Annotated in this window: 22 protein-coding genes and 1 pseudogene; 11 read left to right on the top strand and 12 right to left on the bottom strand. The window is 58.9% G+C overall.

All coding sequences use genetic code 11. The features are described 5' to 3' along the window. Positions 1-34 precede the first annotated feature (34 nt). The gene (locus GST84_26245) at positions 35-811 is read left to right on the top strand and encodes a DeoR family transcriptional regulator (protein XGB15666.1); all 777 of its coding nucleotides are present in this window, start codon (positions 35-37) and stop codon (positions 809-811) included. Between the two features lie 3 nt (positions 812-814). Beyond that, positions 815-2650: a glutamine--fructose-6-phosphate transaminase (isomerizing) gene (glmS, locus tag GST84_26240; GenBank protein ID XGB15665.1), complete on the top strand. Its 1836-nt coding sequence runs from the start codon at positions 815-817 to the stop codon at positions 2648-2650. A 670-nt stretch (positions 2651-3320) separates the two neighbouring features. Here the strand turns inward: glmS and GST84_26235 are convergent. The 3 genes and pseudogenes from GST84_26235 to lpdA all read right to left on the bottom strand — a co-directional run bounded on the left by GST84_26235 (position 3321) and on the right by lpdA (position 5894). Continuing rightward, the gene (locus GST84_26235) at positions 3321-4034 is read right to left on the bottom strand and encodes a ParB N-terminal domain-containing protein (protein XGB15664.1); all 714 of its coding nucleotides are present in this window, start codon (positions 4032-4034) and stop codon (positions 3321-3323) included. 349 nt (positions 4035-4383) lie between these two features. Further along, a pseudogene (locus GST84_26230) lies at positions 4384-4464 on the bottom strand (endoglucanase). A gap of 29 nt (positions 4465-4493) precedes the next feature. Beyond that, positions 4494-5894 carry a dihydrolipoyl dehydrogenase gene (gene lpdA, locus GST84_26225; GenBank protein ID XGB15663.1) on the bottom strand — a complete coding sequence of 467 codons (1401 nt, stop codon included), beginning with the start codon at positions 5892-5894 and terminating at the stop codon, positions 4494-4496. A 208-nt stretch (positions 5895-6102) separates the two neighbouring features. Between lpdA and GST84_26220 the strand changes: the two genes are divergently transcribed. After that, a complete protein-coding gene (locus GST84_26220; GenBank protein ID XGB15662.1) occupies positions 6103-7287 on the top strand; it encodes a methyltransferase domain-containing protein in 1185 nt (394 codons plus the stop codon). A gap of 83 nt (positions 7288-7370) precedes the next feature. Here GST84_26220 and cls read toward each other — a convergent pair whose 3' ends face one another. Next, positions 7371-8810, bottom strand: a complete 1440-nt coding sequence (gene cls / locus GST84_26215; GenBank protein ID XGB15661.1) for a cardiolipin synthase — start codon at positions 8808-8810, stop codon at positions 7371-7373. Between the two features lie 132 nt (positions 8811-8942). On the opposite strand from cls, the gene GST84_26210 reads away from it, so the two are divergent. After that, positions 8943-9470 carry a DUF3617 family protein gene (locus tag GST84_26210; protein XGB15660.1) on the top strand — a complete coding sequence of 176 codons (528 nt, stop codon included), beginning with the start codon at positions 8943-8945 and terminating at the stop codon, positions 9468-9470. Positions 9471-9741: 271 nt separating this feature from the next. Here the strand turns inward: GST84_26210 and GST84_26205 are convergent, their stop codons facing one another. Beyond that, a complete protein-coding gene (locus tag GST84_26205) occupies positions 9742-10122 on the bottom strand; it encodes a glutamine synthetase (protein ID XGB15659.1) in 381 nt (126 codons plus the stop codon). Between the two features lie 114 nt (positions 10123-10236). On the opposite strand from GST84_26205, the gene GST84_26200 reads away from it, so the two are divergent. From GST84_26200 to GST84_26190, 3 genes are read left to right on the top strand one after another with little or no spacing between them, the layout of a single operon-like run. Beyond that, complete coding sequence (locus GST84_26200; GenBank protein ID XGB15658.1) at positions 10237-11445, top strand: GTP-binding protein; 1209 nt, start codon at positions 10237-10239, stop codon at positions 11443-11445. Then, entirely contained in the window at positions 11442-12068 is a 627-nt protein-coding gene (locus GST84_26195) for a DUF1826 domain-containing protein (protein ID XGB15657.1), read from the top strand. The genes GST84_26200 and GST84_26195 overlap by 4 nt, the downstream gene beginning before the upstream one ends. Before the next feature lie 40 nt (positions 12069-12108). Beyond that, a complete protein-coding gene (locus tag GST84_26190) occupies positions 12109-13080 on the top strand; it encodes a cobalamin biosynthesis protein CobW (protein ID XGB15656.1) in 972 nt (323 codons plus the stop codon). On the opposite strand, the gene GST84_26185 is transcribed toward GST84_26190, so the two are convergent. After that, complete coding sequence (locus GST84_26185) at positions 13081-13473, bottom strand: DUF3301 domain-containing protein (GenBank protein XGB15655.1); 393 nt, start codon at positions 13471-13473, stop codon at positions 13081-13083. Between the two features lie 120 nt (positions 13474-13593). Here GST84_26185 and pdxY point away from each other — a divergent pair, with 120 nt between their 5' ends. Then, positions 13594-14466, top strand: coding sequence for a pyridoxal kinase PdxY (pdxY, locus tag GST84_26180; protein ID XGB15654.1), 873 nt, complete (start codon positions 13594-13596; stop codon positions 14464-14466). Here pdxY and GST84_26175 read toward each other — a convergent pair. After that, positions 14463-14948: an acyl-CoA thioesterase gene (locus GST84_26175; protein ID XGB15653.1), complete on the bottom strand. Its 486-nt coding sequence runs from the start codon at positions 14946-14948 to the stop codon at positions 14463-14465. The two genes, pdxY and GST84_26175, sit on opposite strands and share 4 nt — an antisense overlap. Positions 14949-15287: 339 nt before the next feature. Here GST84_26175 and GST84_26170 point away from each other — a divergent pair, with 339 nt between their 5' ends. Next, entirely contained in the window at positions 15288-17048 is a 1761-nt protein-coding gene (locus GST84_26170) for a cation/H(+) antiporter (protein XGB15652.1), read from the top strand. A 154-nt stretch (positions 17049-17202) separates the two neighbouring features. Here the strand turns inward: GST84_26170 and GST84_26165 are convergent, their stop codons facing one another. The 4 genes from GST84_26165 to GST84_26150 form a co-directional block, all read right to left on the bottom strand. After that, a complete protein-coding gene (locus tag GST84_26165) occupies positions 17203-17610 on the bottom strand; it encodes an SMI1/KNR4 family protein (GenBank protein XGB15651.1) in 408 nt (135 codons plus the stop codon). A gap of 113 nt (positions 17611-17723) precedes the next feature. Next, positions 17724-18578 carry a TIM44-like domain-containing protein gene (locus GST84_26160; protein ID XGB15650.1) on the bottom strand — a complete coding sequence of 285 codons (855 nt, stop codon included), beginning with the start codon at positions 18576-18578 and terminating at the stop codon, positions 17724-17726. A gap of 131 nt (positions 18579-18709) precedes the next feature. Then, positions 18710-20896, bottom strand: a complete 2187-nt coding sequence (uvrD, locus tag GST84_26155; GenBank protein XGB15649.1) for a DNA helicase II — start codon at positions 20894-20896, stop codon at positions 18710-18712. A 214-nt stretch (positions 20897-21110) separates the two neighbouring features. Next, positions 21111-22553: a glucose-6-phosphate dehydrogenase gene (locus GST84_26150; GenBank protein XGB15648.1), complete on the bottom strand. Its 1443-nt coding sequence runs from the start codon at positions 22551-22553 to the stop codon at positions 21111-21113. Between the two features lie 103 nt (positions 22554-22656). Here GST84_26150 and hexR point away from each other — a divergent pair, with 103 nt between their 5' ends. Next, positions 22657-23523 carry a transcriptional regulator HexR gene (gene hexR, locus GST84_26145; protein XGB15647.1) on the top strand — a complete coding sequence of 289 codons (867 nt, stop codon included), beginning with the start codon at positions 22657-22659 and terminating at the stop codon, positions 23521-23523. Positions 23524-23878: 355 nt separating this feature from the next. Here the strand turns inward: hexR and GST84_26140 are convergent, their stop codons facing one another. Then, the gene (locus tag GST84_26140) at positions 23879-24841 is read right to left on the bottom strand and encodes a LysR family transcriptional regulator (GenBank protein XGB15646.1); all 963 of its coding nucleotides are present in this window, start codon (positions 24839-24841) and stop codon (positions 23879-23881) included. 189 nt (positions 24842-25030) lie between these two features. On the opposite strand from GST84_26140, the gene GST84_26135 reads away from it, so the two are divergent. Beyond that, positions 25031-26446 (top strand): acetyl-CoA carboxylase biotin carboxylase subunit, encoded by a 1416-nt coding sequence (locus GST84_26135; GenBank protein ID XGB15645.1) that lies wholly within the window; start codon positions 25031-25033, stop codon positions 26444-26446. Position 26447 lies beyond the last annotated feature (1 nt).

Below are 26447 nucleotides of genomic sequence, written 5' to 3'. Positions count from 1 at the left end.
AACCATTAACTTTCGAATCGAAACTTAAACGCACATGTCGAAACGAAACACACCACAACGGCGACACAATATTCTGGCTTTGCTCAGCGAGCAGGGCGAGGTAAGTGTGGACGCGTTGGCCAAGCGTTTCGCCACCTCGGAAGTGACTATTCGCAAAGACCTTGCCGCCTTGGAAACCAACGGCTTGTTGTTACGCCGCTACGGTGGTGCGGTGCCGGTGCCGCAAGAGTTGCTCGGTGAACCGGCACAACCCGTCTCTTCTTATAAAAAGGCCATTGCGCGTGCCGCCGTAGGGCGAATCCGTGAACATGCGCGCATTATCATCGACAGCGGCAGTACCACGGCGGCAATGATCCCCGAGCTGGGGCGCCAGCCAGGCCTGGTGGTGATGACCAATTCGCTCAATGTGGCCCGTGCAATCTGCGACCTCGAACACGAGCCGGTGCTGCTGATGACCGGTGGCACCTGGGACCCGCATTCTGAATCGTTCCAGGGCCAGGTCGCGGAGCAGGTACTGCGCTCCTACGATTTCGACCAATTATTCATCGGTGCCGACGGCATCGACCTCGGCCGGGGTACCACTACCTTCAACGAACTGCTTGGGCTGAGCCGGGTCATGGCCGAAGTTGCCCGTGAAGTGATCGTGATGGTCGAGTCGGACAAGGTGGGGCGCAAGATCCCTAACCTCGAGCTGCCCTGGGGCAGCGTACACACCCTTATTACAGATGAACGCCTGCCAGCAGCAGCGCGCGAACAAATTCAAGCCCGCGGCATCAACCTGATCTGCGCCGCGATCAGCCAGGAGCAATAAAACATGTGTGGAATCGTTGGTGCTGTCGCCGAGCGTAATATCACAGCCATCCTGATCGAAGGCCTCAAGCGTCTTGAATACCGCGGTTACGACAGCGCCGGTTTGGCTGTACTCACCCAGACCGGTGAACTGCAGCGCCGCCGCCGCATCGGCAAGGTCAGCGAGCTGGAGGTTGCTGTTGCTGATGAGCCGTTGGCAGGCCAGTTGGGTATTGCCCACACCCGTTGGGCTACCCACGGCGCGCCGACTGAAGGCAACGCCCACCCGCACTTCTCGGGCAATGACGTGGCCGTGGTGCACAACGGCATCATCGAAAACCACGAAGAGCTGCGCGAAGAGCTGAAGGGGCTGGGCTATGTCTTCACTTCGCAGACCGATACCGAAGTCATCGTCCACCTGATCCACCACACCTTGAAGAGCATTCCAGACCTGACCGACGCCCTGAAGGCGGCGGTGAAGCGCCTGCATGGTGCTTACGGCCTGGCGCTGATCAGTGCCAAGCAGCCGGACCGCCTGGTCGCCGCACGCAGTGGCAGCCCGCTGGTAATCGGCCTGGGCCTTGGCGAGAACTTCCTGGCGTCCGACCAGCTGGCGCTGCGTCAGGTTACTGACCGCTTCATGTACCTGGAAGAAGGCGACATCGCTGAAATCCGCCGTGATCAGGTCTCTATCTGGGACCAGCAGGGCAACAAGGTCCAGCGCGAAACCGTGCAGTATCACGAAGGTGCCGAGGCTGCTGACAAGGGCGCTTACCGCCACTTCATGCTCAAGGAAATTCACGAGCAGCCAAGCGTTGTTCAGCGCACGCTTGAAGGCCGCCTGGGCAAGGACAACGTGCTGGTCCAGGCCTTTGGCCCGCAAGCTGCCGACCTGTTTGCCAAGGTGCGCAACGTGCAGATCGTTGCCTGTGGCACCAGCTACCACGCCGGTATGGTTGCGCGTTACTGGCTGGAAAGCCTGGCCGGCATCCCTTGCCAGGTGGAAGTGGCCAGCGAGTTCCGTTACCGCAAGGTGGTGGTGCAGCCGGACACGCTGTTCGTCTCCATCTCGCAGTCCGGCGAAACCGCCGATACCTTGGCCGCACTGCGCAACGCCAAGGAGTTGGGTTTCCTTGGCAGCCTGGCGATCTGCAACGTGGGTATCAGCTCGCTGGTACGCGAGTCGGACTTGACCCTGCTGACCTTGGCCGGCCCTGAAATCGGCGTGGCTTCGACCAAAGCGTTCACCACCCAGCTGGTTTCGCTGATGCTGCTGACCCTGGCCCTTGGTCAGGTGCGCGGTACGCTGGAAGCCGGTGTCGAAGCTGAGCTGGTTGAAGAGCTGCGTCGACTGCCGACCCGCCTGGGCGAAGCCCTGGCCATGGATGCCACCGTCGAGAAAATTGCCGAGCTGTTCGCCGACAAGCACCATACCCTGTTCCTCGGCCGCGGCGCGCAGTACCCGGTGGCGATGGAAGGTGCTCTCAAGCTTAAAGAAATCTCCTACATCCACGCCGAAGCTTACCCAGCAGGCGAGTTGAAGCACGGCCCGCTGGCGTTGGTGGACAACGACATGCCGGTGGTCACCGTTGCACCGAACAACGAACTGCTTGAGAAGCTGAAGTCCAACCTGCAGGAAGTGCGTGCCCGTGGTGGCGAGCTGGTCGTGTTCGCCGACGAGCACGCTGGCATGACCAATGGCGAAGGCACCCACGTGATCAAGGTGCCGCACATTGCCGATGCCCTGGCGCCAATCCTGTACACCATTCCGCTGCAATTGCTGTCTTATTACGTGGCCGTGCTCAAGGGGACCGACGTTGACCAGCCTCGTAATCTGGCCAAGTCGGTGACTGTCGAGTAACGGGTAGTCAGGTGTTGATGAAATGGTTTTGTTGAATTAAAACTGTTTTCGAACAATTAAAACTGTCGCCGATGGAGGAAAGCTCTCGCTTCCCCCCATCGGACGGCTCACCCTCCTGCCCGGTCCACCCCTCCCTACCGAAATCTGGCGTTTTCTGATGCCCCTCCCATACAGGTTGATGAATCTCTTCAGTCATACGTGAGAAGAAACTTGCTCCTCTGTTGGGGCGATCCAAAGGCAGCTACATTCGAAACCCTGGCTGCTACTAGCCGTGTGATCAAGGCCGATGCAGTCCGGATGCTCGCTGCAGAATTCGGGTGGCCTGGTTGGTATGGTTTCAATCGGCTTGTTCACTGTCACACGATGCACGCCGCATTTCATGTCATTAAGAATGATTGGGATATTTCATACTCCGGAAGCGACTATATTTCTCCCGGTGTGCAATACAGTGAGCCGGTTGCTTGGTTCTGCCCTGACTGCGTTAGAGAGGAGTAGCGGTGGCCGTGAACACTGCTGGTACCCGCTATGTCATGGGCATGCGGGTTGAGCCGTCAGAGCCTATAGGTTCTGGGCAGACGTCCTGCGGAGCCCCATACGACTTAGCTTGCGGGCGCGAAAAACAGAGGCTACTTCAGTCCATCTATAGAACTACCCCAAAAGACTGAATTTTTCAAGGCACAAAAAACTCTGCTTCAGAAGAGATATCAATGCTTTGGCACATCTCGGACAGGGAAGCTAATGCCTCGACTGATAACTGTAAATAAATAACTTCTACCTCTTGATTATCGTCGAGCAGTAAAGACATCCTTATGCCTTCGCCTGCATATTTAATTATGTCGCAATACTCTTCTATAAACTTAACTCTTAGATTTTCAATTAAGTGATTGCAAAGATTTTTAGACAAGCGCTCAGAGCTTTCAAACTCCCAGCCATCCTCTCCGAGGATCCTGCTGGCCCTGATCGGGACTATAAATGCAGCTTTATATTGTTTAGTCATTACATCACTCCTAAACTTCGACTGGAATTTTTTCAATGCCCGCTTTTTGGCTGCTGCCGCCCTATGGTCTCCGTCTTGGATTTCCAGTCGCCCTGTGCTGGGATTCCTCCAAACATCAACCGGATGATTTGGGTTGAACCCATTCTTTTCCATAGCTTTCGTGAGGCGCTTAATCTGCGAACCGGACATTTCAGATCTGGATTGCGTTGGAATCAAATTGCCAGGATTCTCATATGATCTCTTCGGCTTGAGATCCCTTGGAGAACTAGTATCAGAGCGAGGTGTAGGCGCTGGGGCGGGGGCTTCTTGTGAACCTATTGCTCCTTTGCGCGCTTCAGCCTTCTGCAAGTCAGGCCTACTCTTCAACGCATTTTCATGCTCAACCATCCATTGTCCAATTCTTGCGCCTTTCGGACTGGCTCGCATCTCTTGGGCCAGCCTGCCAGCGTTACCTCGCCTACGAGTCAGGTATTCAACAATAGCGCCCAGCAACAGAACAACGATTTCAACATGACCTAGCGCGATGCCATCTGCGTGACGACATCAATCAGGTCTTTGAGGATGATGGAAATAAGCTACATTTCTGCGCCTTGCGACAGTTTTGCATGTCCTCTGAGGCTGAAGGCCGCCGAAAACGGGACGCTCCCGCGACAGTTTTAATTCTCTAAATCCAGAAAAGCCCTCCAACCGGAGGGTTTTTCTTTTCTGATTGTCAGAGAACGGCCACTAACTCATACGACTCAGATCCAGATCCAGATCCAGATCCAGATCCAGATCCAGATCCAGATCCAAATTCAGATCCAGATCCAGATCATGTTCATGGCCCGACGCAGCGAATGAGACTGGTCAGATTTGCATGGCCATGCCATCCACATTCATCGCCGCCTGGCGCAGGGCCTCGGAGCGTGTCGGGTGCGGGTGGCAGGTGAGGGCGATATCTTCTGCCGAGGCCGAGAACTCCATAGCCACGCAGAACTCACCAATCATCTCGCTGACGCTTGGGCCCACCAGGTGCACACCCAGTACTTCATCGGTTTCGGCATCGGCGATGACCTTGGCGAATCCTTCGGTCTCGTGGTTGATCTTGGCACGGCTGTTGGCGGTGAAGGGGAACTTGCCAACCTTGTAGGCACGCCCTTCGGCCTTGAGCTGCTCTTCAGTCTTGCCCACGGTGGCCATCTCTGGGCGGGTATAGATCACGCCAGGGATGAGGTTGTAGTTGACCTCGTGGGGCTTGCCGGCGATGCGTTCGATACAGGCCACCGCTTCGTCTTCGGCCTTGTGCGCCAGCATCGGGCCCGAAGTGACGTCGCCAATCACCCAGACACCTGGTACTGAGGTACGGTGGTGCTCGTTGCCGAGCATGCCGCGCTTGTCGGCTTCCAGGCCCACGCTTTCCAGGTTCAGCCCTTTGGTATAAGGGCGACGGCCGATAGCCACCAACACGTAATCGGCTTGCAGCGATTCTGCGGTATCCCCGGCGGCAGGCTCCAGCGTCAGGCTGACGCCATCTGCACCTGCGGTAGCCTGAGTCACTTTACTGCCCAGCTTGAACACCATGCCTTGCTTGGCTAGAGCCTTCTGCAGGGCCTTGGCGGTTTCCGTGTCAGTGCCTGGGCAAATGCGGTCCAGGTATTCGATGACGGTGACCTGGCTACCCAGGCGGCGCCAGACTGAACCCAGCTCAAGACCGATCACGCCAGCACCGATGACGACCAGGTGCTTGGGCACTTGCGGCAGCGACAGCGCGCCGGTCGAGTCAATGATGCGCTGGTTGTCGACGGTCACACCTGGCAGAGGGGTGGGCTCAGAGCCGGTGGCAATGACGATGTCCTTGGCCTGCAACGCTGTTTCGCTGCCGTCTTCGGCCTTGACCACGACCTTGCCGATGCCATCCAGGCGGCCCCAGCCTTTGATCCACTCGACCTTGTTCTTGCGAAACAGGTATTCGATGCCCTTGGTCAGGCCTGCCACGCTCTCATCCTTCTGTTTCATCATCTGGGCGAGGTTGAGGGTAGGCTTGACTTCGATACCGAGGTGGGCGAACTCGTCACCGCTGGCCGCTTCGTAAAGCTCCGAAGCATGCAGCAGTGCCTTGGATGGCATGCAGCCGACGTTCAGGCAGGTACCGCCCAAGGTCGAGCGGCCTTCCACGCAAGCAACGCTCAGGCCCAACTGGCCAGCACGGATGGCTGCGTTGTAGCCGCCAGGGCCACCGCCGATGATCACCACGTCATAGACTTTCATGGGTTCAACTCCAGGATGTAGAAGCGCGAGAGGGGCACAAGGTTAAGCTGAGATGCGGAAATTGTATACAATCTGCTGTGTGGATAAGATCAGTTGGTTCTAGACCATGGTCTTGCTTAGAGGAAACATCCTACAGATGAACTACTCTGATCCGATGACGTTCGAAATATTAGGCGTCGTGGCCAATTACGGACAGGAGGGGTGTTTCATGCTTGCTCAACTTCCACCTGCATTGCAGAGCTTGCATCTGCCGCTGAGGCTGAAGCTGTGGGACGGTAACCATTTTGATCTTGGGCCTAGTCCTCAGGTCACCATTCTGGTCAAGGAACCACAGCTGATCAGCCAGTTGACCCACCCAAGCATGGACCAGCTGGGCACTGCATTCGTCGAAGGCAAGCTGGAGCTTGAAGGCGATATCGGTGAGGCCATCCGCGTGTGCGACGAACTGAGTGAAGCGCTGCTGGCGGATGAGGATGAAACGCCACCGCAACGTTTGTCTCATGACAAGAGCACCGACGCCAAAGCGATCTCCTACCACTATGACGTGTCCAACGCCTTCTACCAGCTTTGGCTGGACCAGGACATGGCCTATTCTTGCGCCTACTTCCGTGAGCCGGACAATACGCTCGACCAGGCGCAGCAGGACAAGTTCGACCACCTGTGCCGCAAGCTTCGTCTGGATGCCGGTGACTACCTGCTCGATGTCGGCTGTGGTTGGGGTGGGTTGGCGCGGTTCGCTGCCCGTGAGTATGGCGCCAAGGTGTTCGGCATTACCCTGAGCAAGGAGCAATTGAAGTTAGGCCGCAAGCGAGTGCAAGCGGAAGGGCTTGCTGACAAGGTCGACCTGCAGATTCTCGACTACCGCGATCTGCCCCAGGATGGTCGCTTCGACAAGGTTGTCAGCGTGGGTATGTTCGAGCATGTCGGGCATGCCAACCTGGCGCTGTACTGCCAGAAGCTGTTCGGGGCGGTGAGGGAAGGGGGACTGGTGATGAACCACGGCATCACTGCCAAGCACGTCGATGGCCGACCGGTCGGGCGCGGGGCGGGTGAGTTCATCGATCGCTATGTATTCCCCCACGGCGAACTGCCGCACCTGTCGATGATCAGCGCCAGTATCTGTGAAGCTGGGCTGGAGGTAGTGGACGTAGAGAGCCTGCGCCTGCACTACGCTAAAACCTTGCACCACTGGAGCGAGAACCTGGAGAACCAGTTGCACAAGGCAGCAGCGCTGGTGCCTGAGAAGACTCTGCGGATCTGGCGTTTGTACTTGGCCGGGTGTGCCTACGCCTTTCAGAAGGGCTGGATCAACCTGCACCAGATATTGGCAGTGAAGCCATACGCCGACGGGCATCATGACCTGCCTTGGACGCGGGAAGACTTGTACCGCTGAAATCGTAAGCGTCACAGCCCTGATATGGCTTTGCAGGAGCGGCCTTTTTCGCGAAAAGGCCGCTTTCAACGGGTGTGCTCACCCTAAAGAATCGGCGATATCAGTCGCGCAATCCGCATCCCCAATTGCTGTAGTCGATGGGTGTCCTGGGTGTCTTCTGCAGTAATTTCCCGCGCTTGTTCGAAGTCCTCGTGGAGCATGTGCTCGACCTGGTCGGCGAAGCCGCGATCGACTGTCAGCAGGGTAATCTCGAAGTTCAGGCGGAACGAGCGGTTGTCCAGGTTGGCGCTTCCAATGGCGCTGATGTCGTCATCCACCAGTACCACCTTCTGATGCAGAAACCCGGGTTGGTAACGGAACATACGTACCCCCGCGCGAACTGCTTCGAAGGCAAACAGGCTGGAGGCAGCGTAGACGATGCGGTGGTCAGGCCGTGACGGGATCAGCACCCGCACATCGACTCCCCGTAGCACCGCCAGTCGCAAGGCGGCGAACACGGCCTCGTCAGGGATGAAGTAGGGGCTGGTGATCCACACCCTGCGGGTGGCCGAATGAATCGCTTCAAGGAAGAACAGCGAGCAGGTTTCTTGTGGGTCTGCCGGGCCGCTGGCCAAGGCCTGACACAGCACGCCGTTATCCGGGTACGTATCGGGCAGGATCAGCGGCGGTAGCTGGCGCGTGGCCCAGTACCAGTCCTCGGCAAAAGATTCTTGCAAGCAGGCCAGTACCGGCCCGCTGATCTGTACGTGGGTGTCACGCCAGGGGGAAAGCTGTGGATGTTCACCCAGGTACTCGTCTCCCACATTGTGACCGCCGATGAAGCCGAGCAAGCCATCCACCACCACAATCTTGCGATGGTTGCGGAAGTTCACTTGAAAGCGGTTGAACCAGCCGCGACGGGTGGCGAATGCATGGATCTGCACACCACCGTCGCGCAGCACCTGGCTGTAGCTGGCCGGCAGGGCGTGGCTACCGACACGGTCGTACAGCACGAACACCTGCACGCCTTCGGCGGCTTTGCGTAGCAAGAGTCGCTGCAGTGCCTTGCCGAGATTGTCGTCATGAATGATGAAGAACTGCACCAGTACCACATCGCGTGCTTTTTCGATGGCTGCGAAGATGGCATCAAAGGTGGCCTTGCCATTGATCAGCAGTTTCACCTGGTTATTTGCCAGGCATGGCATGCGACCCAGCTTGGGCATGGCGCGCAAGGCTGTGTAGCTTTCGGACTCGCGAGCGGTAAGGGCTTCTTCAACCCAGGGCCGCCAGTTGAGGTTGGCCATGGCCACGTGCATTTCCTGGTTGGCCTGACGCCGAGCCTTGATGTAGGCATAGAACGAGCGGGCACCGAAAATCAGATAGGGGATCAAGGTGAGGTAGGGGATGAAGAGCAAGGGCATCGCCCACGCAATGGCCCCCTGAGCTGTCCGCACCGTGAACAGCGCATGCAGTGCGGCGACCATACCCAGCAGGTGGATCAGGCCGAGTAGGTAACCAAAGAAGTAGGGGCTGTGGTAATCCATATGCATCCTGCTTGCCGAGTACACTTGAGGTAACAGAACACGTTCCCGGTCCGCCTGCAACCTGCAGGTGGATTTGGCGTCTAAGGCTCAGTCCGGCCCGTTTGACCGGCTTTTTTCCAGGAGCGTTCATCCATGAAGATTCGTCTGCCACTGTTGGCGTTGGCCCTAGGCATGAGCAGTCCGCTGGTGCAAGCCCAGATGCTGCAACCGGGTTTGTGGGAGCTGACCACCAGCAACATGCTGGTCGATGGCAAACCGCTACCCGACATGGAATTCATGCTCGGCCAGTTGAAAAACCTGCCGCCCGAGCAGCGCGCAATGATGGAAGGGGTGTTGGCCAAACAAGGGGTCAGTGTAGGTGGCAAGGGTGTGCGTTCGTGCCTGACACCAGAACAGGTGGCAACGAATGACATTCCTCTGCAAGACCCGCAATCGGGCTGCACGCAGAAGATTACCGACCGTACCGGTAACGTTTGGAAGTTTCAGTTCAGCTGCCCGAAGGCGCAGGGAAGTGGTAAGGCTACATTCCTCAGTGATCGGGAATTCACCACCCAGGTCAGTGGCACGTTCAACGCTTCGGGTGTGCAGCAGCAAGGCAGCATGAACACGCGTGCGGTGTGGTTAGGCAATGACTGCGGGGCGGTCAAACCGCGCAGCTGAAGTTCCATTACCAATGGCTGGTGGCAACCCCGTCGTGGGCATGCAGGCCTCTGCTGTCGTTCGAGCAGCCGAGCCTGGGTAGTTCCAGGAGTCGGTCGGGAAACGAATAGTTCCACGTGGAACATTTCATTTTCGGTCCTTGCCTCGATGTGGTTGCGGCTTAGCTTTTCGGCCTGACGGAGAGCTGATCAAGGCCGGCGTTTTCAGCAAGTGCTCGAAGCTGACGTGCAAATAGGCAGCAGAGGAAAAGCCTTCCAAACAAAAGAAGGCGTCAACGGCAACCCTCGATCAAGCTGCAATGCACCTTGAAGCGCTCCCCGCTGGAACTGGATACGCGGTTCAAGGTGGTCCAGCCTACGCGACGGCTGTAACCCACCCAGGTCTCACCATCACTGGCCAAGCCGGTAAAAAAAGTCAACGTGCCATAGCGGCTGTTGGTTTGTGCCCACAGTCGGCGGCTGGTGAAGTCGTAGCCGCGAAGGTAGAAGGTGGTGCCTTCGGTGCGCACGCTGTAGTAGTTGCCTTTGCCGTCCTGGCAGGCGAGTAGCGTCGCGCTTCGCGTACAGAGGGCCAATTTACTGCCTTGCGGCATGGCCAACAGCGAGGCGGGCATGGTGAGCAACAACAATGCCATGACGCGTGGCAGATTCATTTTTCATCCCCTGTGAGCACTCGTCCGTCGAGAACCACTTGGCGAAAGTGTATTGTTATCTTATAACATTATGCAATGCATCGTTTCGAATGCGTCTGCCTGAAGAGGTTCGCCATGTCCAATCGTCTCCCCGTCACCGTGCTGTCCGGCTTTCTCGGCGCCGGCAAGAGCACGCTGCTCAACCATGTGCTGCGCAACCGCGACAACCTTCGGGTCGCGGTTATCGTCAACGATATGAGTGAAATCAACATCGATGCCAGCGAGGTGCAGCGCAATGTGAGCCTCAACCGCGCTGAAGAGAAACTGGTCGAGATGAGCAACGGCTGCATTTGCTGCACGTTGCGCGAAGACCTGCTTGAGGAGGTTGCGCGGCTGGCCGAAGAAGGGCGTTTCGATTATTTGCTGATCGAGTCCACCGGTATCTCTGAGCCATTGCCAGTGGCCGAGACCTTCACTTTCCGCGACGAACAAGGCCGCAGCCTGTCTGATATGGCGCGGCTGGACACCATGGTCACCGTGGTCGATGGCTTGAACTTCCTGCGCGACTATCAGGCAGCAGACAGCCTGGCCAGCCGCGGTGAAACGTTGGGCGAAGAAGACGAGCGGTCGATCAGTGATTTGCTGATCGAGCAGGTCGAGTTCGCAGATGTGCTGCTGCTGAGCAAGATCGACCTGATCAGCCAACATGAGCGCGACGAACTCATCGCCATTTTGCGCAGCCTCAATGCCCGGGCGCAGATCGTACCCATGGTCATGGGCCAAGTGCCGCTGGCACGTATCCTCGACACCGGGCTGTTCGACTTCGATCAGGCGGCCCAAGCACCAGGCTGGTTGCAGGAGCTGCGCGGTGAGCATGTGCCAGAAACCGAAGAGTACGGTATCGCGGCCATGACCTGGCAGGCTCGACGGCCGCTTCATCCACAGCGCTTTTACGACTTTATCCACACGGACTGGAGCAACGGACGGCTGCTGCGTTCCAAAGGCTTTTTCTGGTTGGCCAGCAAATATCAGGAAGCTGGCAGCTGGTCGCAAGCGGGCGGCATGATGCGACAGGGTCTGGCTGGCCGCTGGTGGCGCTTCGTGCCACGCGAGCAGTGGCCACAGGATGTGGATAACACGACCGCGATCTTGAAACACTGGACCGCTGAGACTGGTGACTGCCGCCAGGAGTTGGTGTTTATCGGGCAGAATATCGACTTCGAAAAATTATCCACAGCCCTCGATGCATGCCTGTTGACGGATCAAGAAATGGACTTGGGCCACATGGGCTGGTTGCGCCTACCTGATCCATTTGGCCCATGGCATGAGGAGGCGGCAGCATGAACCTGGCGCACCGGCCTGTGGATATCTTTCAGGTGTTTGGCGAGACGCCTCAGGTGCTGGCCGGAGTGCTGCAGGATGGCGTGAATCTGGCCGTATGGCGGCGGCGCTTGCCTCCACAGTTGGAGGACTTTGCAGCATTGGTGATCAGCCTTGGCCAGCCCTTGGCTGATCAGCGGGTGATCGATGTGGACGAGGAGCAGAAGCCGGTATTGGCAGATCTGCTGCGTGAAGCGGCGGATTTGCATGGATATGAAGCTTTCGTTGCTGATGTGACCTGGTTGGTGGCGGCTTATACCTGTCTGGTTGGCGCCCGACGGATCGGTTTGCGCTTGCGCGTTCTGAACGCTCCGATGTGCCCGCGTTTCCATGTGGATAACGTGCCATTGCGCCTGCTCACCACTTACGTCGGCCCAGGTAGCGAGTGGTTGCAAGAGCAGGATAGCTGTCGTAGTGAGTTACACACAGCTCAGCCATCTGTGGATAACATCCAGCACCTGCAAGCCGGCGAGGTGGCGATACTTAAAGGCGAAAAATGGCGGGGTAATGAAGGGGCAGGCCTGGTTCATCGGTCGCCTTCGGCACAGCAGGGGCGTTTGCTGCTCAGCCTTGACTGGCTGGCCTGACAGCGCATAGTGAGGCATCACCGCCGCCTGAAGCCACGCCATGTTGCAGAACATTCCCACCCATGTAATTGCTGGCCCGCTGGGTGCTGGTAAGACCACTTTGATCCGTAACTTGCTGGCCCAGCGCCCTGCAAACGAGCGCTGGGCGGTATTGATCAACGAGTTCGGCCTGGTCGGCCTGGATGCAGCCTTGCTCAGCCGTGACGAAGACGGCATCGCCATCGGCGAGGTGGCGGGCGGATGCCTGTGCTGCGTCAACGGTATGCCGTTTCAGGTCGGCCTCGGCCGTTTACTGCGCAAATCCCGGCCTGACCGGCTGTTTATCGAACCTTCCGGCCTGGGCCATCCGTTGCAGCTGCTGGCTCAGTTGCAACAGGCGCCTTGGGTTGGAGTGCTGACAATTCAACCACTTCTGATGGTTGTGGATGCCCAGGCCATGGCTCGAAACGAGCCGCTTCCAGAGGCTCAACAGCAGGCTTTCAACGCCTCTGAAAGCGTGGTTTTTAATAAGTCAGAGGCTGTGGATGAAATACATAAATTGTTGATAAGTAATAAATTTAAAGAAAAGAGGATCATGTGGACCGTGCAAGGGCAGCTGCCTTTGGCCGGCCTCCCGACGGTGCCTCCACAGATTGTTGACAGCCCGTTTTTGAAAAGCAGGATTGTCGACAATCCTGCAATCGCCCCAGCAGCACTGTGGGCTGACCCCAGTCAGCCGATTTGCCTTGTCCAGCAAGGGGAGGGCGGTTGGAGTATTGGCTGGCGATGGCACCCTGGCCAACAGTTTTATCCACAGCGGCTAAAGGTTTTCTTATGTGCATGGCCATGGCGACGGGCGAAGGGCGTTATCCACAGCATGGAAGGCTGGTGGTCATTCAATGGGCTGAATGGGGATATGCCCGCTTGGCAGCCCAGCGACTGGCGCAGGGACAGCCGTATCGAGCTGATTTTCGATCAGCCGCAACCGCAACCCGCGTTGCAAGCCGGGTTGAATGAATGTCGCGTCAGTTGATCAGTTGCGCCAGCGGTTGTGTTCCTGGCGCCATTGCTGCATCTCTATGACGTTGTCGGCGCGTGGTGGGGTCTTGATTTCGAACGGGTAGGGCGCCAGTTCGATCTGCACACTGTGGGCGCCGAACTGGGTCGCGGTGCCGGGGTGACGTTGCTCACCCGTGACGGTGAACTCGAAGGCATAGACGCGTGCCAGGCGCTTTCGGCCATTGGCATCCCGGACAAAGGCGATGCGTTTGAGCGCTACGGCATCGTCAAGCAACTCCAGGTCGAGTTTGGCGCAATGCTGTTTGACCCGTTCCAGGGCCTTTTCACGCAACCCATGGTTGTGCCACAACCAAGCGCCTGCCGTGGCTACCAGCATCAGGACGAAGAGGTTCTCCAGGGTCAACATTTGCATATGCTCCAAACAGGTAGATCCAGCTTAACTGCGTTCCTGGCCTGTCGTACAGGTAGCAATCGAGTTCATACTGCGCTGCGCACAATCCTTGAAACAGCTTTGGAAACCTCCCGCATGAAACGTACCCCGCACCTGCTCGCCATTCAGTCCCACGTGGTGTTCGGCCACGCCGGCAACAGCGCCGCGGTATTCCCCATGCAGCGTATCGGGGTCAATGCCTGGCCACTCAATACCGTGCAGTTCTCCAATCACACACAGTATGGCCAGTGGGCGGGTGAAGTGCTTGCCCCAGCGCAAATTCCTGCGTTGGTGGAAGGCATTTCCAACATCGGCGAGCTGGGCCACTGCGATGCAGTGCTTTCCGGCTATTTGGGCAGCGCCGAACAAGGGCGAGCGATCCTGGCCGGCGTCGAGCGGATCAAGGCGGTAAACCCAAAAGCCTTGTACCTGTGCGACCCGGTCATGGGGCACCCGGAAAAAGGCTGCATCGTGCCGCCGGAAGTCAGTGAGTTCCTGCTTGACGAGGCGGCAGCCACGGCGGACATCCTGTGCCCCAACCAGCTGGAGCTGGACAGCTTCTGTGGGCGCCGCGCCCAGTCGCTGGAGGATTGCGTGAACATGGCGCGTAGCCTGCTGCAGCGTGGGCCGCAGGTTGTACTGGTCAAGCACCTGGCGTACCCCGGGCGGGCCGAAGAACAGTTCGAAATGTTGCTGGTGACCGCCGAGCACAGCTGGCACCTGCGCCGCCCGCTGCTGGCGTTCCCGCGTCAGCCGGTTGGGGTGGGTGACCTGACCTCAGGCCTGTTCCTGGCCCGCGTGCTGCTTGGCGACAGCTGGGTGCAGGCATTCGAGTTCACCGCTGCGGCAGTGCATGAAGTGCTGCTGGAAACCCAGGCCTGCGCCAGCTACGAATTGCAGCTGGTACGGGCCCAGGACCGCATTGCGCACCCACGGGTGCGCTTCGAGGCGCAGTTGCTGGCGCTTTAAATGGCGTCGGTTTTCAGGTCCTGGTAGCGCTTTTCCAGTTCCTGGCGGATCTGCCGGCGCTGCTGGCCCTGCAGGAAGCGGCGTTTTTCTTCGCTGCTGTACGGCTGGCGCGGCGGCACCGGCACTGGGCGGCGGTTGTCATCGACCGCGACCATGGTGAAGAAGCAGCTGTTGGAATGGCGCACCGAGCGCTCGCGAATGTTCTCGGTCACAACTTTGATGCCAACTTCCATCGAAGTGTTGCCGGTGTAGTTGACTGACGCCAGGAAGGTCACCAGTTCACCCACATGTACGGGTTCACGGAAGATCACCTGGTCGACCGACAGGGTCACCACATAGCTGCCGGCATAACGGCTGGCGCATGCATAAGCCACTTCGTCGAGGTACTTGAGCAGGGTGCCGCCATGTACGTTGCCAGAAAAGTTGGCCATGTCCGGGGTCATCAGGACGGTCATGCTCAGCTGGGCGTTTCCAGGTTCCATAGTGTGCTCACGGTGAGGTTGCGCTGAATCGGGCGAATGGAGGGCGTTATCTGCTGACACTTCTGTTCCCCTCTTTGAATTTGCCTTGCTGATACGGGACGTTGGCTGGCGCGCTGTCGTCACGCTGATCATGCCATCACGAGCGCTTTTCCAGCCGATCTGTTTCTGCATATTGCACCGACTTTTAGCGGCGGAGTGCGATGTTAACCTGAGTGCGCCCATGCAACATGGGCGTCGCTGCATTCAATACAGTATGTACTTGCTGCTCGCTCAGGGTTGCCTCGGCAGGAGCGGTCTGACCAGGCATTCATAAAAAGACGAGATAAGGAGTATCACGCCATGCATGCCATCAGCTTCATCCAGGACTTGGCAGTCATCATGCTGATCGCTGGCGTCGTCACCATTCTTTTTCACCGCCTCAAACAGCCGGTGGTGCTGGGTTACATTGTCGCCGGCTTCATCATTGGCCCGCACACCCCCCCGTTCGGTCTGATTCATGACGAAGAAACCATCAAGATCCTCGCCGAACTGGGGGTTATATTCTTGATGTTCTGTCTGGGGCTCGAGTTCAGCCTGCGCAAGCTGTTCAAGGTCGGCGCCACGGCATTTATCGCAGCGTTTCTGGAAATCGTGCTGATGATCTGGATCGGCTTCGAGATTGGCCGCTGGTTTGGCTGGAGTACCATGGATTCACTGTTCCTGGGCGCCATCCTGGCCATTTCCTCCACCACCATCATCGTCAAGGCGCTCAACGACTTGAAGATGAAGAACGAGCGCTTTGCCCAGCTGATTTTTGGCGTGTTGATCGTCGAGGACATTCTTGGCATCGGTATCATTGCCCTGCTGTCAGGTATCGCGGTCAGCGGCACGGTCAGCTCGGGTGAGGTGTTCTCCACTGTCGGCAAACTGTCGCTGTTCATGATCGTCGCCCTCGTCATCGGTATTTTGCTGGTGCCGCGGTTATTGGCCTACGTCGCCAGGTTCGAAAGCAACGAAATGTTGCTGATCACCGTTCTGGGCCTGTGTTTCGGCTTCTGCCTGCTGGTAGTGAAGCTGGAATACAGCATGGTGCTAGGCGCTTTCCTGATTGGCGCGATCATGGCCGAATCACGGCAGCTATTGAAAATTGAACGCTTGATCGAGCCCGTACGCGACCTTTTCAGCGCCATCTTCTTCGTCGCCATTGGTCTGATGATTGACCCTCAGGTGCTCCTCGACTATGCCTGGCCGATCGTGGTCATTACGTTGGCGGTGGTACTGGGCAAGATGCTGTCTTGTGGCATGGGGGCGTTCATTGCCGGTAATGATGGGCGCACGTCACTGCGTGTTGGCATGGGGCTTTCGCAGATCGGCGAGTTCTCCTTCATCATTGCCGCGCTGGGCATGACCCTGCAGGTGACCAGCGACTTCCTTTACCCGGTGGCGGTGGCAGTATCGGCAATCACTACGCTGCTGACACCCTACCTGATCCGCGCGGCTGACCCGTTGTCGCAGAAACTGGGCAATGTGGTGCCCGCTCGCCTCGCACGCGTGCTGTCTTTATATGGTGAGTGGTTGCGCAACATCCAGCCGCAGGGCGAGAGTGCCATGCTGGCGGCGATGATCCGGCGCATCCTGTTGCAGGTGGGGGTGAACCTGGCGCTGGTGATCGCCATCTTCTTCAGTGGCGGCTACTTTGCAGGGCGTATCGGCAATTGGCTCAGTGAGTGGGTCAGCGATGTAAGCCAGCAGAAGGCCATCATTTGGGGGGCTGCATTGCTGCTGTCACTGCCTTTCCTGATCGCCGCGTACCGCAAGCTAAAGGCACTCTCGATGCTACTGGCAGAGATGGGCGTGAAGCCGGAAATGGCCGGGCGACATACCCAGCGCGTGCGCCGTGTGATCGCCGAAGTGATCCCGCTGTTGTCGCTGCTGGTGATTTTCCTGCTGCTGTCGGCATTGTCCGCCAGCATTCTGCCCACCAGCGAATTGCTGCTGGTGATTGCCGTGGTGGCTGCGGTGGTGGTGGCGTTGTTGTGGCGCTGGTTCATCCGCGTGCACACGCGCATGCAGATCGCGTTGTTGGAGACGCTGGAGAACAGTCGCGAAAACTCGCACTGAGGGGTTGCGCCCGAGGCAAGATCTCCCGTTCGCCGAGAAGATGGGCTATAGCGATGTCGCCAGGCGTGGAAAGCCTGGCGATTTAACGACCTTGACGCGCTAAGACGTCATTTTTCCTGCCTCAGATCGCGAGCTTCTCTATAGGCTCTAGCGATCAGCTCTCCAGCCAAACATCTCGCGCCCAGTGCCACACCGATTCCCAGCTGTCTTCGCCGACAATTTCCTCTTCGGCATCCCACAGCACCACGGTGCCGTCTTCTTCGACGCAATAGTAATTGTCGCCGTCCTGGCACAGCGGAATCAGGTCACGCGGTACGCCGGCATCCCAGGCATTGGATGCCACATCTGGCAGGTAGGTGTGCGACTGCGGATCAGTGACGGTAACAGGCTCAAGGGAGCCGTAAACCACATCACTTACGGTCAGCAGAAACTCTTTGAACACGAATGGAATATTGATGAACAGCTGCTCTTCGATCTCTACCAGTTGGTCTTCGTCGGGAAGCTCCAAGGGCACCGGTACCGGCTCATTCGCTTCACGGAGTTGTTCGATCACTTCTTCCACGGTTCACTTCCTCTAACCTAGATGACAACGCTGCGCCTTATACCCTAGTAGCCCACTTTGGCAAAAGCAAAAACCCCGGGCAAGCCCGGGGTTCTCTGTTTAGCACGCAGCGATTAGCCGTTTTGACGGATACCGGCTACCAGCCAAGGCTGGTTCTCGCCTTGGGCGCGAACCATGTGCCAGCTTTCGCTGAACACTTCGCCCTGGTCGAAGCGCGAATTCTTCGACACGCCACGGAAGGTCAGGGTAGCGTCGGTGCGGTCGGCGCGATCATCGACACCGTCCAGCTGCACTTCCAGGTTATCGATGTAGGTAGACTGGAAGCCATCACCCAGTTCAGCACGCTCACGCTTGAGGAACTCGAGCATTTGCGGGGTAACGAACTCGCTGATCTTGTCCATTTCGTTGGCATCCCAGTGCTGCTGCAGCGACTGGAAATGGCTACGGGCTGCAGCCAGGAAGCTCTGCTCGTTGAACCAGGCCGGCGCGTTGATCACCGGGGCTGCTGCGGCAGCAGGTGCGGCCGAACCACCGAAAATCGACGGTTGCGCAGGCTGAGCGTGAGCCTCACGCTGCATCGGCGCATGGCCCGGCATGGCCATTTGTGGCTGCTGCTGGCGGCGGCGCGCGGCGATGAAGCGGAACACGAGGAAGGCGATGAGCGCCACGATCAGGAAGTCCATGATCTGGAAGCCTTCGAAACCGTCGCCCATGAACATGGAAGCCAGCAGGCCACCGGCGGCGAGGCCGGCCAGTGGGCCCAACCAGCGCGAAGCACCGCTTGCGGCAGCCGGTGCACGGCCAGGTGCGGTCGGCGCGGCTGCAGGCGTGGTTGGCGTAGCCTGGCGGGTCTGGTGGATAGGCGCGGAGCCCGAGCTCTTGCCGCCGCCGAAACGCTTGGCGCTGGCGTCCAGGCTCAGCGTCAGGCCGACGCAGAGCGCCAGTGCGATGCTAAGAAAACGTTGCATAAGTGGGATATCCCCTGTTGTGGATTGCACGCGCGTCATGGTGCACAGGTTCCCAGGCACATGACCAGCGACATAGTGTTTCGAGCTTTTGCCTGATGTTACAAAGTTGGCAGGCCCGACCCTTGTGGGCTTTAGACAGCCTCGAGCTTGGCATACCCCAGCATCAGCCATTTGCTACCTTCGGCAAAGTTCACCTGCACCCGCGCCTGAGCGCCAGAACCCTCGAAGTTGAGGATCACGCCTTCGCCGAATACTGCATGCTGCACACGCTGGCCAAGGTTGAACGCGGTCTGCGGAATGCTGGCATTGGCGAACAGGTTGCTGTTGGTGGCCGTCTTGGCCCCGCCGAACGGGCGGCTGACACTGTTGGACAGGCGTACTTCCTGAACCAGGCCGGCCGGAATTTCACGCACGAAACGCGACACCTTGTTATACGTCTCGCTGCCATAAAGGCGGCGTGTTTCGGCGTAGGTCATGACCAGCTGGCGCATGGCGCGGGTGATGCCTACATAGGCCAGGCGTCGTTCCTCTTCCAGGCGGCCGGGTTCTTCCAGGCTCATCTTGTGCGGGAACAAGCCTTCTTCCATGCCCACCAGGAACACATAGGGGAACTCAAGGCCTTTGGCGCTGTGCAGGGTCATCAGCTGGATGCTGTCTTCATGCTCGTCAGCCTGAGTATCGCCAGCTTCGAGTGAGGCGTGGCCAAGGAAGGCCGAGAGCGGGGACAGGTCGGCGTCTTCGTCGGTGGACTCGAAGTTGCGTGCGGCACTGACCAGTTCCTCAAGGTTTTCTACCCGTGCCTGGCCCTTTTCACCTTTTTCTTCCTGGTGATAGGTGATCAGGCCGGACTGTTCTATGGCGGTCTGGGTCATGGTATGCAGCGGCATGTCCACGACCTTGGCGGCCAGCCCCTCGATCAGCTCGATAAAGGCCCCCAGGGCACTGGCGGCGCGACCCTTCAGGGCCTTGGCAGCGAGCAGCTGGCACATGGCTTCCCACATGGACAGCTGGCTGTGGCGGGCGTGCTCGCGGATGGCTTCGACAGTTTTTTCGCCAATACCGCGCGGCGGCACGTTGATCACCCGCTCCAGAGCGGCATCGTTGCCACGCCCTTCGATCAGGCGCAGGTACGCCATGGCATTCTTGATTTCGGCGCGCTCGAAGAAGCGCTGGCCGCCATAGATGCGGTAGGGGATACGCTCACGCAGCAGGGCTTCTTCCAGCACTCGCGACTGGGCGTTGGAGCGGTACAGGATGGCGATCTCGTTGCGCGCATTGCCCTGCTTGACCAGGCTCTCGATGGTTTCCACTACATAGCGCGCTTCATCGTGCTCGTTGTAGGCCGCGTACAGGGTCAGTGGTTCGCCTTCGCCCATGTCGGTCCACAGTTCCTTGCCCAGGCGCCCGCTGTTATTGGCGATCAGCGCGTTGGCCGCCTTGAGGATGCCGCCGGTGGAGCGGTAGTTCTGCTCCAGGCGGATCATTTCGGCGTCGGGGAAGTCGGCGGTGTACTGGTGAATGTTTTCGATCTTGGCGCCGCGCCAGCCGTAGATCGACTGGTCGTCATCGCCTACCGCCATCAGGCTGTCGCCGCCGCGTGCCAGCAGGCGCAACCAGGCGTACTGCACGGCGTTGGTATCCTGGAACTCGTCCACCAGCACGTGGCGGAAGCGTCGCTGATAGTGCTCCAGCAGGCCCGGGTGGTCACGCCACAGGTCCAGGGCGCGAAGCAGCAGCTCGGAGAAATCGATGACCCCGGCGCGCTCGCAAGCCTGCTCGTAGGCGGTGTAGACCTCGCGCATGGTCGCCAGGAACAGGTCGCCCCCCGCCTGGATATGCTGCGGGCGCAGGCCTTCGTCTTTCTGCCCGTTGATGAACCACTGGGCCTGGCGTGCCGGCCACTTCTGCTCGTCCAGGCCCAACTCGCGCATCACCCGCTTGATCAGACGCTGCTGGTCGTCGCTGTCGAGGATCTGGAAATTCTGCACCAGCCGTGCTTCCTGCCAGTGGGCCCGCAACAGACGATGGGCCAGGCCGTGGAAGGTGCCGACCCACATGCCTGCCGGGTTGATGCCCAGCAGTTGTTCGATCCGCTGGCGCATTTCTGCTGCGGCCTTGTTGGTGAACGTCACCGACAGGATCGAGTGCGGCGATGCCTGCTCGACCTGGATCAGCCAGGCGATACGGTGTACCAGCACGCGGGTTTTACCGGAACCGGCACCGGCAAGCACCAGTTGACGCCCAAGCGTGGCCGCTACGGCCTGGCGTTGGGCATCGTTGAGGGAGTTCAGCAGGAGAGAGAGGTCGTCTGTGCGCATCGGGCCATTCTAGGGCGATGCCGGGTAAGGGGCAAATATCTACTGTATGAATATTCACCTGGCTGCATCCCGCTCATCGGTCCGGGGTCAGCTACGGCCTGCGCAAGCTGGCTGACGCATGGTCAGTCAATGGCCTTCAAGGCAAAGGACTTCGCCCCTTTGAACTTTATCTGCGCCTGTTTCAGATTGAAGGTAGCGTCAACGCGCAGGTAATTCAGCCATGCCAGTGCCTGCCATGCCTGGCGAGCAGGCTGTTGGCTTGCTCGGGCCCAGAACTGCCAGCCGGGTAGGGGCGGGGCGCCTGGAAGTGCTCTTCACAGCCCTTGATGATTGGATCTACCCAGGCCCAGGCTGCTTCCACTTCATCGCGGCGCATGAACAGTGTCGAATCACCTTCGAGCACATCCAGCAGCAAACGCTCGTAGGCTTCCCAGCGGCGAGTCTGGCTGAACACCTGGGCCAGATTAAGGTCCAGCTCCACGGGCTCCAGGCGCATGCCCTTGCCTGGGCTCTTGGTCATCATGCGCAGGCTGATGCGTTCGTCCGGTTGCAGCTGTATCAGTAGCTGGTTGACCTGGCCGCCGCTGAACAGTTCGTGAGGCACTGGCTTGAACTGGATGACGATCTGCGAAGCGCGCCGCGCCATGCGTTTGCCAGTGCGCAGATAGAAGGGCACGCCCGCCCAGCGCCAGTTGTCGATGTGCGCCTCGATGGCCACGAAAGTCTCGGTATCGCTGTCGTTGTCGACATCCTTTTCAAAGTAGTAGGCCGGCACTTCCTGGCCGCCGATACGCCCGGCGCCATATTGGCCGCGTACTGTCTTGTCCTGCACATCCTGGCCAGTGATCGGCTTGAGGGCGCGCAGGATTTTCACCTTTTCGTCGCGTACCGCTTCGGCCTCGAACTGCGCAGGTGGCTCCATGGCCACCAGGCACAGCAGTTGCAGAAGGTGGTTCTGCAGCATGTCGCGAATAGCCCCGGCGCGATCGTAGTAGGCACCGCGGTTTTCTACGCCCAGCGTCTCGCAAACGCTGATCTGGACATGGTCGACCTGGTTGTTGCGCCACACCGGCTCCAGCAGGGCATTGGCAAAACGCAGGGCCATCAGGTTCTGCACGGTTTCCTTGCCCAGATAGTGGTCGATGCGGAACACCTGGCTTTCTTCGAACACCGTGCCAATCGCTTCATTGATGGCAGTGGCGGATTCCAGCGAATGGCCGATCGGTTTTTCCAGCACGATGCGCGCTTCGGTGTCGGCCAGTCCGGCAATGCGCAGGTGGTTGGCAATCGGCACGAACAGGTTGGGAGCGGTGGCCAGGTAGAAGATGCGCGTCAGCCCACCGGGTTCGCCCAGGTAGCGTGCCAGGCGGCCGAAGTCGGCGCTTTGTGAAGCATCCATCGGGAAGTAGTCGACCCGTGCAGAAAACCGCTGCCACACCTCCTCGTCGAAGTCGCTGCGGGCAATCTGCGCGCGACAATGGCGTTCGGCAAGTTTCAGGTAGTCGAGGCGTGGCAGGTTGCGTCTGGCCAGTGCGATGACCCGCACGGCAGGGTTCAGACGGGCCTCGCGAAACAGGTGGTAGAGCGCCGGAAGCAATTTGTGCAGGGCCAGATCACCGGTGCCGCCGAAGACCAGAATGTCGCAAGGAATAGTCAAACCGCCACTCTCCACGTTCGTTTAACTGGGCGGGTTGGCGTCCATGTAGTATAACTACAAGAAAGCTACAACCCGGCAAGCCGATCATAACCGAGTCCAGCCTGTGAATCTGTTGCAACATATCGCCCAATCGCGCCACCTGCTGCGCAAATCGGAACTGAAAGTGGCCGACCACGTGCTGCTCGACCCGGCTGCCGTCATGCACAGCTCCATGGCCGACTTGGCGCACAGCGTGGGTATCAGTGAACCGACCATCGTGCGTTTCTGCCGGGCCATTGGCTGCTCGGGCTTCCAGGACCTGAAGCTGAAGCTGGCACAAAGCCTGGCTGCAGGGGCCAGTTTCGGTCAGTTTGCCATCCACGAAGATGACTCGGTCGCCGACTACAGTCTGAAGATCTTCGACACCACCCTGCACACCCTGATGGAAGTGCGCGAGCACCTTGATCCGCAGGCGCTGCAACAAGCAGTGAGCGCCATGGCCCAGGCGCAGCGGGTAGAGTTCTATGGCTTTGGCGCGTCCGGTGCGGTTGCAGCCGATGCCCAGCACAAATTCTTCCGCCTGCTGCTCAGCGCGGCAGCGTATTCCGACCCGCACATGCAAGCGATGTCGGCGGTTACCCTGAAACCGGGTGATGTGGCGGTGTGTATTTCCCAGTCGGGCCGTTCCAAGGACCTGCTGATCACCGCCAACCTGGTGCGTGAGAGCGGCGCCAACCTGATTACCCTGTGCCCCAGCCAGACGCCGCTGGCCGAGCTGTCGACGGTCAACCTGGCGATCGACGTGCATGAAGACACCGAGATCTATACCCCTCTGACCTCGCGTATTGCCCACCTGGTGGTGATCGACGTGCTGGCCATGGGCGTTGCCATGGCGCGCGGGCCTAGCCTGGTCAACCACCTGAAGAGCGTGAAGCGCAGCTTGCGCAGCCTGCGTCTGTCGCCCAAGTCGATCAAGGCTACAGACGACTGAATTCAACCTGTACTGGCCTCTTCGCGGGCTTGCCCGCTCCCACAGGTACTGTGCGCCTCTATAAATCGGTGCAATTCCTGTGGAAAGAGGCCGGTACAGGCCGTGAAAATTCACGATTCTGTCACCATTCCACCGCAAAACGGTAAACCATCAAGGCCAGTCTGAAACTCTCGCATCCTATCTGGGAGACAGGCAATGGCTCGTGACTTCGACGGTACGTACCAACCCAACGCCAAGGCTCGCAAGCAGCAGGAAAAGGATCAGCGCCGCATGGAATACCGCCGCGCGATCGAAAGCTATTGCGACCAACGTCAACTGCTCCGCGACCTGGCGGACTACCCTGAGCTGCAAGCACTCACGGTATGGCAGTCATCGGCGGCAACTTCCCCGAAAAACGTTCAACAAGCGCGCTGATCAACGCACGTTCGCCGCGGATGAATGCCAGGAACGCCAAGGCCACCGGCGACTGCCGCTTGGCCTTGGCCTGCACCACGCACCAGCTACGGTACAGCGGCAGTTCCTCGACCGGTAATTCCTTCAGCACACCGGTGGCCAGTTCCAGGTTGACTGCGTGACGGGTCAGCAGGGCGATCCCCAAGCCGGCGATCACGCATTCGCGCTGGGCATCGGCCGAGGCTACCTCAAGCGTCTGGGCGAAATGCACGCGCTTGTCCTTGAAGTACTCTTCGCACGCCTTGCGTGTTCCCGAACCCTGCTCGCGGACTAACAGGGTATGAGGCTCCAGGTCCTGCATGCGCAACTGCTCCAGCTTGCACAGCGGGTGGTTCGGCGGGGCAACCGCAACGATCGGGTTGTTGAGGAACGGCAGAAACTCCAGGCCCATGTCTTGCGGCACCATCGACATGATGATCAGGTCGTCGCGGTTATCGGAAAGGCGGCGGATGGCTTGGGCACGGTTGACTACCGTCAGGGTCAGGTTGACCTCCGGGTGACGCTGCTTGAAGGCGGCGAACAGGTGTGGCACGAAGTACTTGGCACTGGACTCGATCGCCAGTTTCAACTGACCCTGCAATGAGCCCTGCATGTCCGACAGCTGCATGTCCAGGCTTTCCAGGCGCCCGAAGATATCGTGGCTGGCGCGCTGAAGGGCCTCGGCCGCCTCGGTCAGGTATAGCTTCTTGCCCACGTACTCGAACAGTGGCTGGCCGATCAGCTCTTCGAGCTGGCGAATCTGTAGACTAACGGCGGGTTGCGTCAGCGCCATCTCCTCCGCAGCACGGCTGTACGAGCGCAAATCGCACACCTCATTGAAGATCTGGAGTTGACGCAATGTCATACGCATCAAGGACTTACGCATTTTAATCGGCTCTTCGGCAACACCCTGTTACCCAACTATAAGCTTTTACTAATACAGCCTCTAACAAATATTGATTTTTGTTTATCGACCTACAGCGCTAGGGTGAATACGCGACTGGCCAGCAACGTCTGGTCACGCGCCGACCGGTAGAACCGGCTCGACTGTTCCTACGGCTTTGGGAAGACTCCAGTGATAAAAAAAATCCTGATCGCCAACCGAGGTGAAATCGCAGTTCGGATCGTGCGTGCTTGCGCCGAGATGGGCATTCGCTCGGTAGCGATCTTTTCCGACGCCGACCGGCATGCCTTGCACGTCAAGCGCGCTGACGAAGCCCACAGCATCGGTGCCGAGCCGCTGGCCGGTTACCTGAACCCGCGCAAGCTGGTGAACCTGGCTGTGGAAACCGGCTGTGATGCCCTGCACCCGGGCTATGGTTTCCTTTCGGAAAACGCCGAACTGGCAGAGATTTGCGCCGAGCGCGGGATCAAGTTCATTGGCCCGGCCGCCGACGTGATCCGCCGTATGGGCGACAAGACCGAAGCGCGCCGCACCATGATTGCCGCCGGTGTGCCGGTAACCCCGGGCACCGAAGGCAACGTTGCCGATATTCATGAAGCCCTGAGCGAAGGTGACCGCATCGGTTATCCGGTGATGCTCAAGGCCACCTCCGGTGGTGGCGGCCGCGGTATTCGCCGCTGCAATAGCCGTGAAGAACTGGAACAGAACTTCCCGCGGGTAATTTCCGAGGCGACCAAGGCCTTTGGTTCGGCCGAAGTGTTCCTGGAGAAGTGCATCGTCAACCCAAAGCACATCGAGGCGCAAATTCTCGGTGACAGCTTCGGCAACGTAGTGCACCTGTTCGAGCGCGACTGCTCTATCCAGCGCCGTAACCAGAAGCTCATCGAAATTGCCCCGAGCCCACAGCTCACTCCCGAGCAGCGAGCCTACATCGGCGACCTGGCGGTGCGTGCGGCCAAAGCGGTGAATTACGAGAACGCCGGTACTGTGGAGTTCCTGCTCGCCGATGGCGAAGTGTACTTCATGGAAATGAACACCCGGGTGCAGGTGGAACACACCATTACCGAGGAAATCACCGGGATCGACATCGTTCGCGAGCAGATCCGCATTGCCTCGGGGCTGCCACTGTCGGTCAAGCAGGAAGATATTCAGCACCGTGGCTACGCTTTGCAGTTCCGTATCAATGCTGAAGACCCGAAAAACAACTTCCTGCCCAGCTTCGGCAAGATCACCCGTTACTATGCCCCCGGCGGCCCAGGCGTGCGTACCGACACGGCGATCTACACCGGCTATACCATTCCGCCGTTCTACGACTCCATGTGCCTGAAACTGGTGGTGTGGGCGTTGACCTGGGAAGAAGCCATGGACCGCGGCCTGCGGGCCCTGGACGACATGCGCGTGCAAGGGGTGAAGACCACCGCCGCGTACTACCAGGAAATCCTGCGCAATCCGGAATTCCGTAGCGGCCAGTTCAATACCAGCTTCGTCGAAAGCCACCCTGAATTGACCAACTACTCGATCAAGCGCAAACCCGAAGAGCTGGCCCTGGCCATCGCTGCCGCCATCGCCGCCCACGCAGGCCTGTGAG

Source organism: Pseudomonas putida, assembly GCA_041879295.1.
GTDB classification, from domain to species: domain Bacteria; phylum Pseudomonadota; class Gammaproteobacteria; order Pseudomonadales; family Pseudomonadaceae; genus Aquipseudomonas; species Aquipseudomonas putida_Y.
This window is presented reverse-complemented; position numbering and strand designations above follow the sequence as displayed.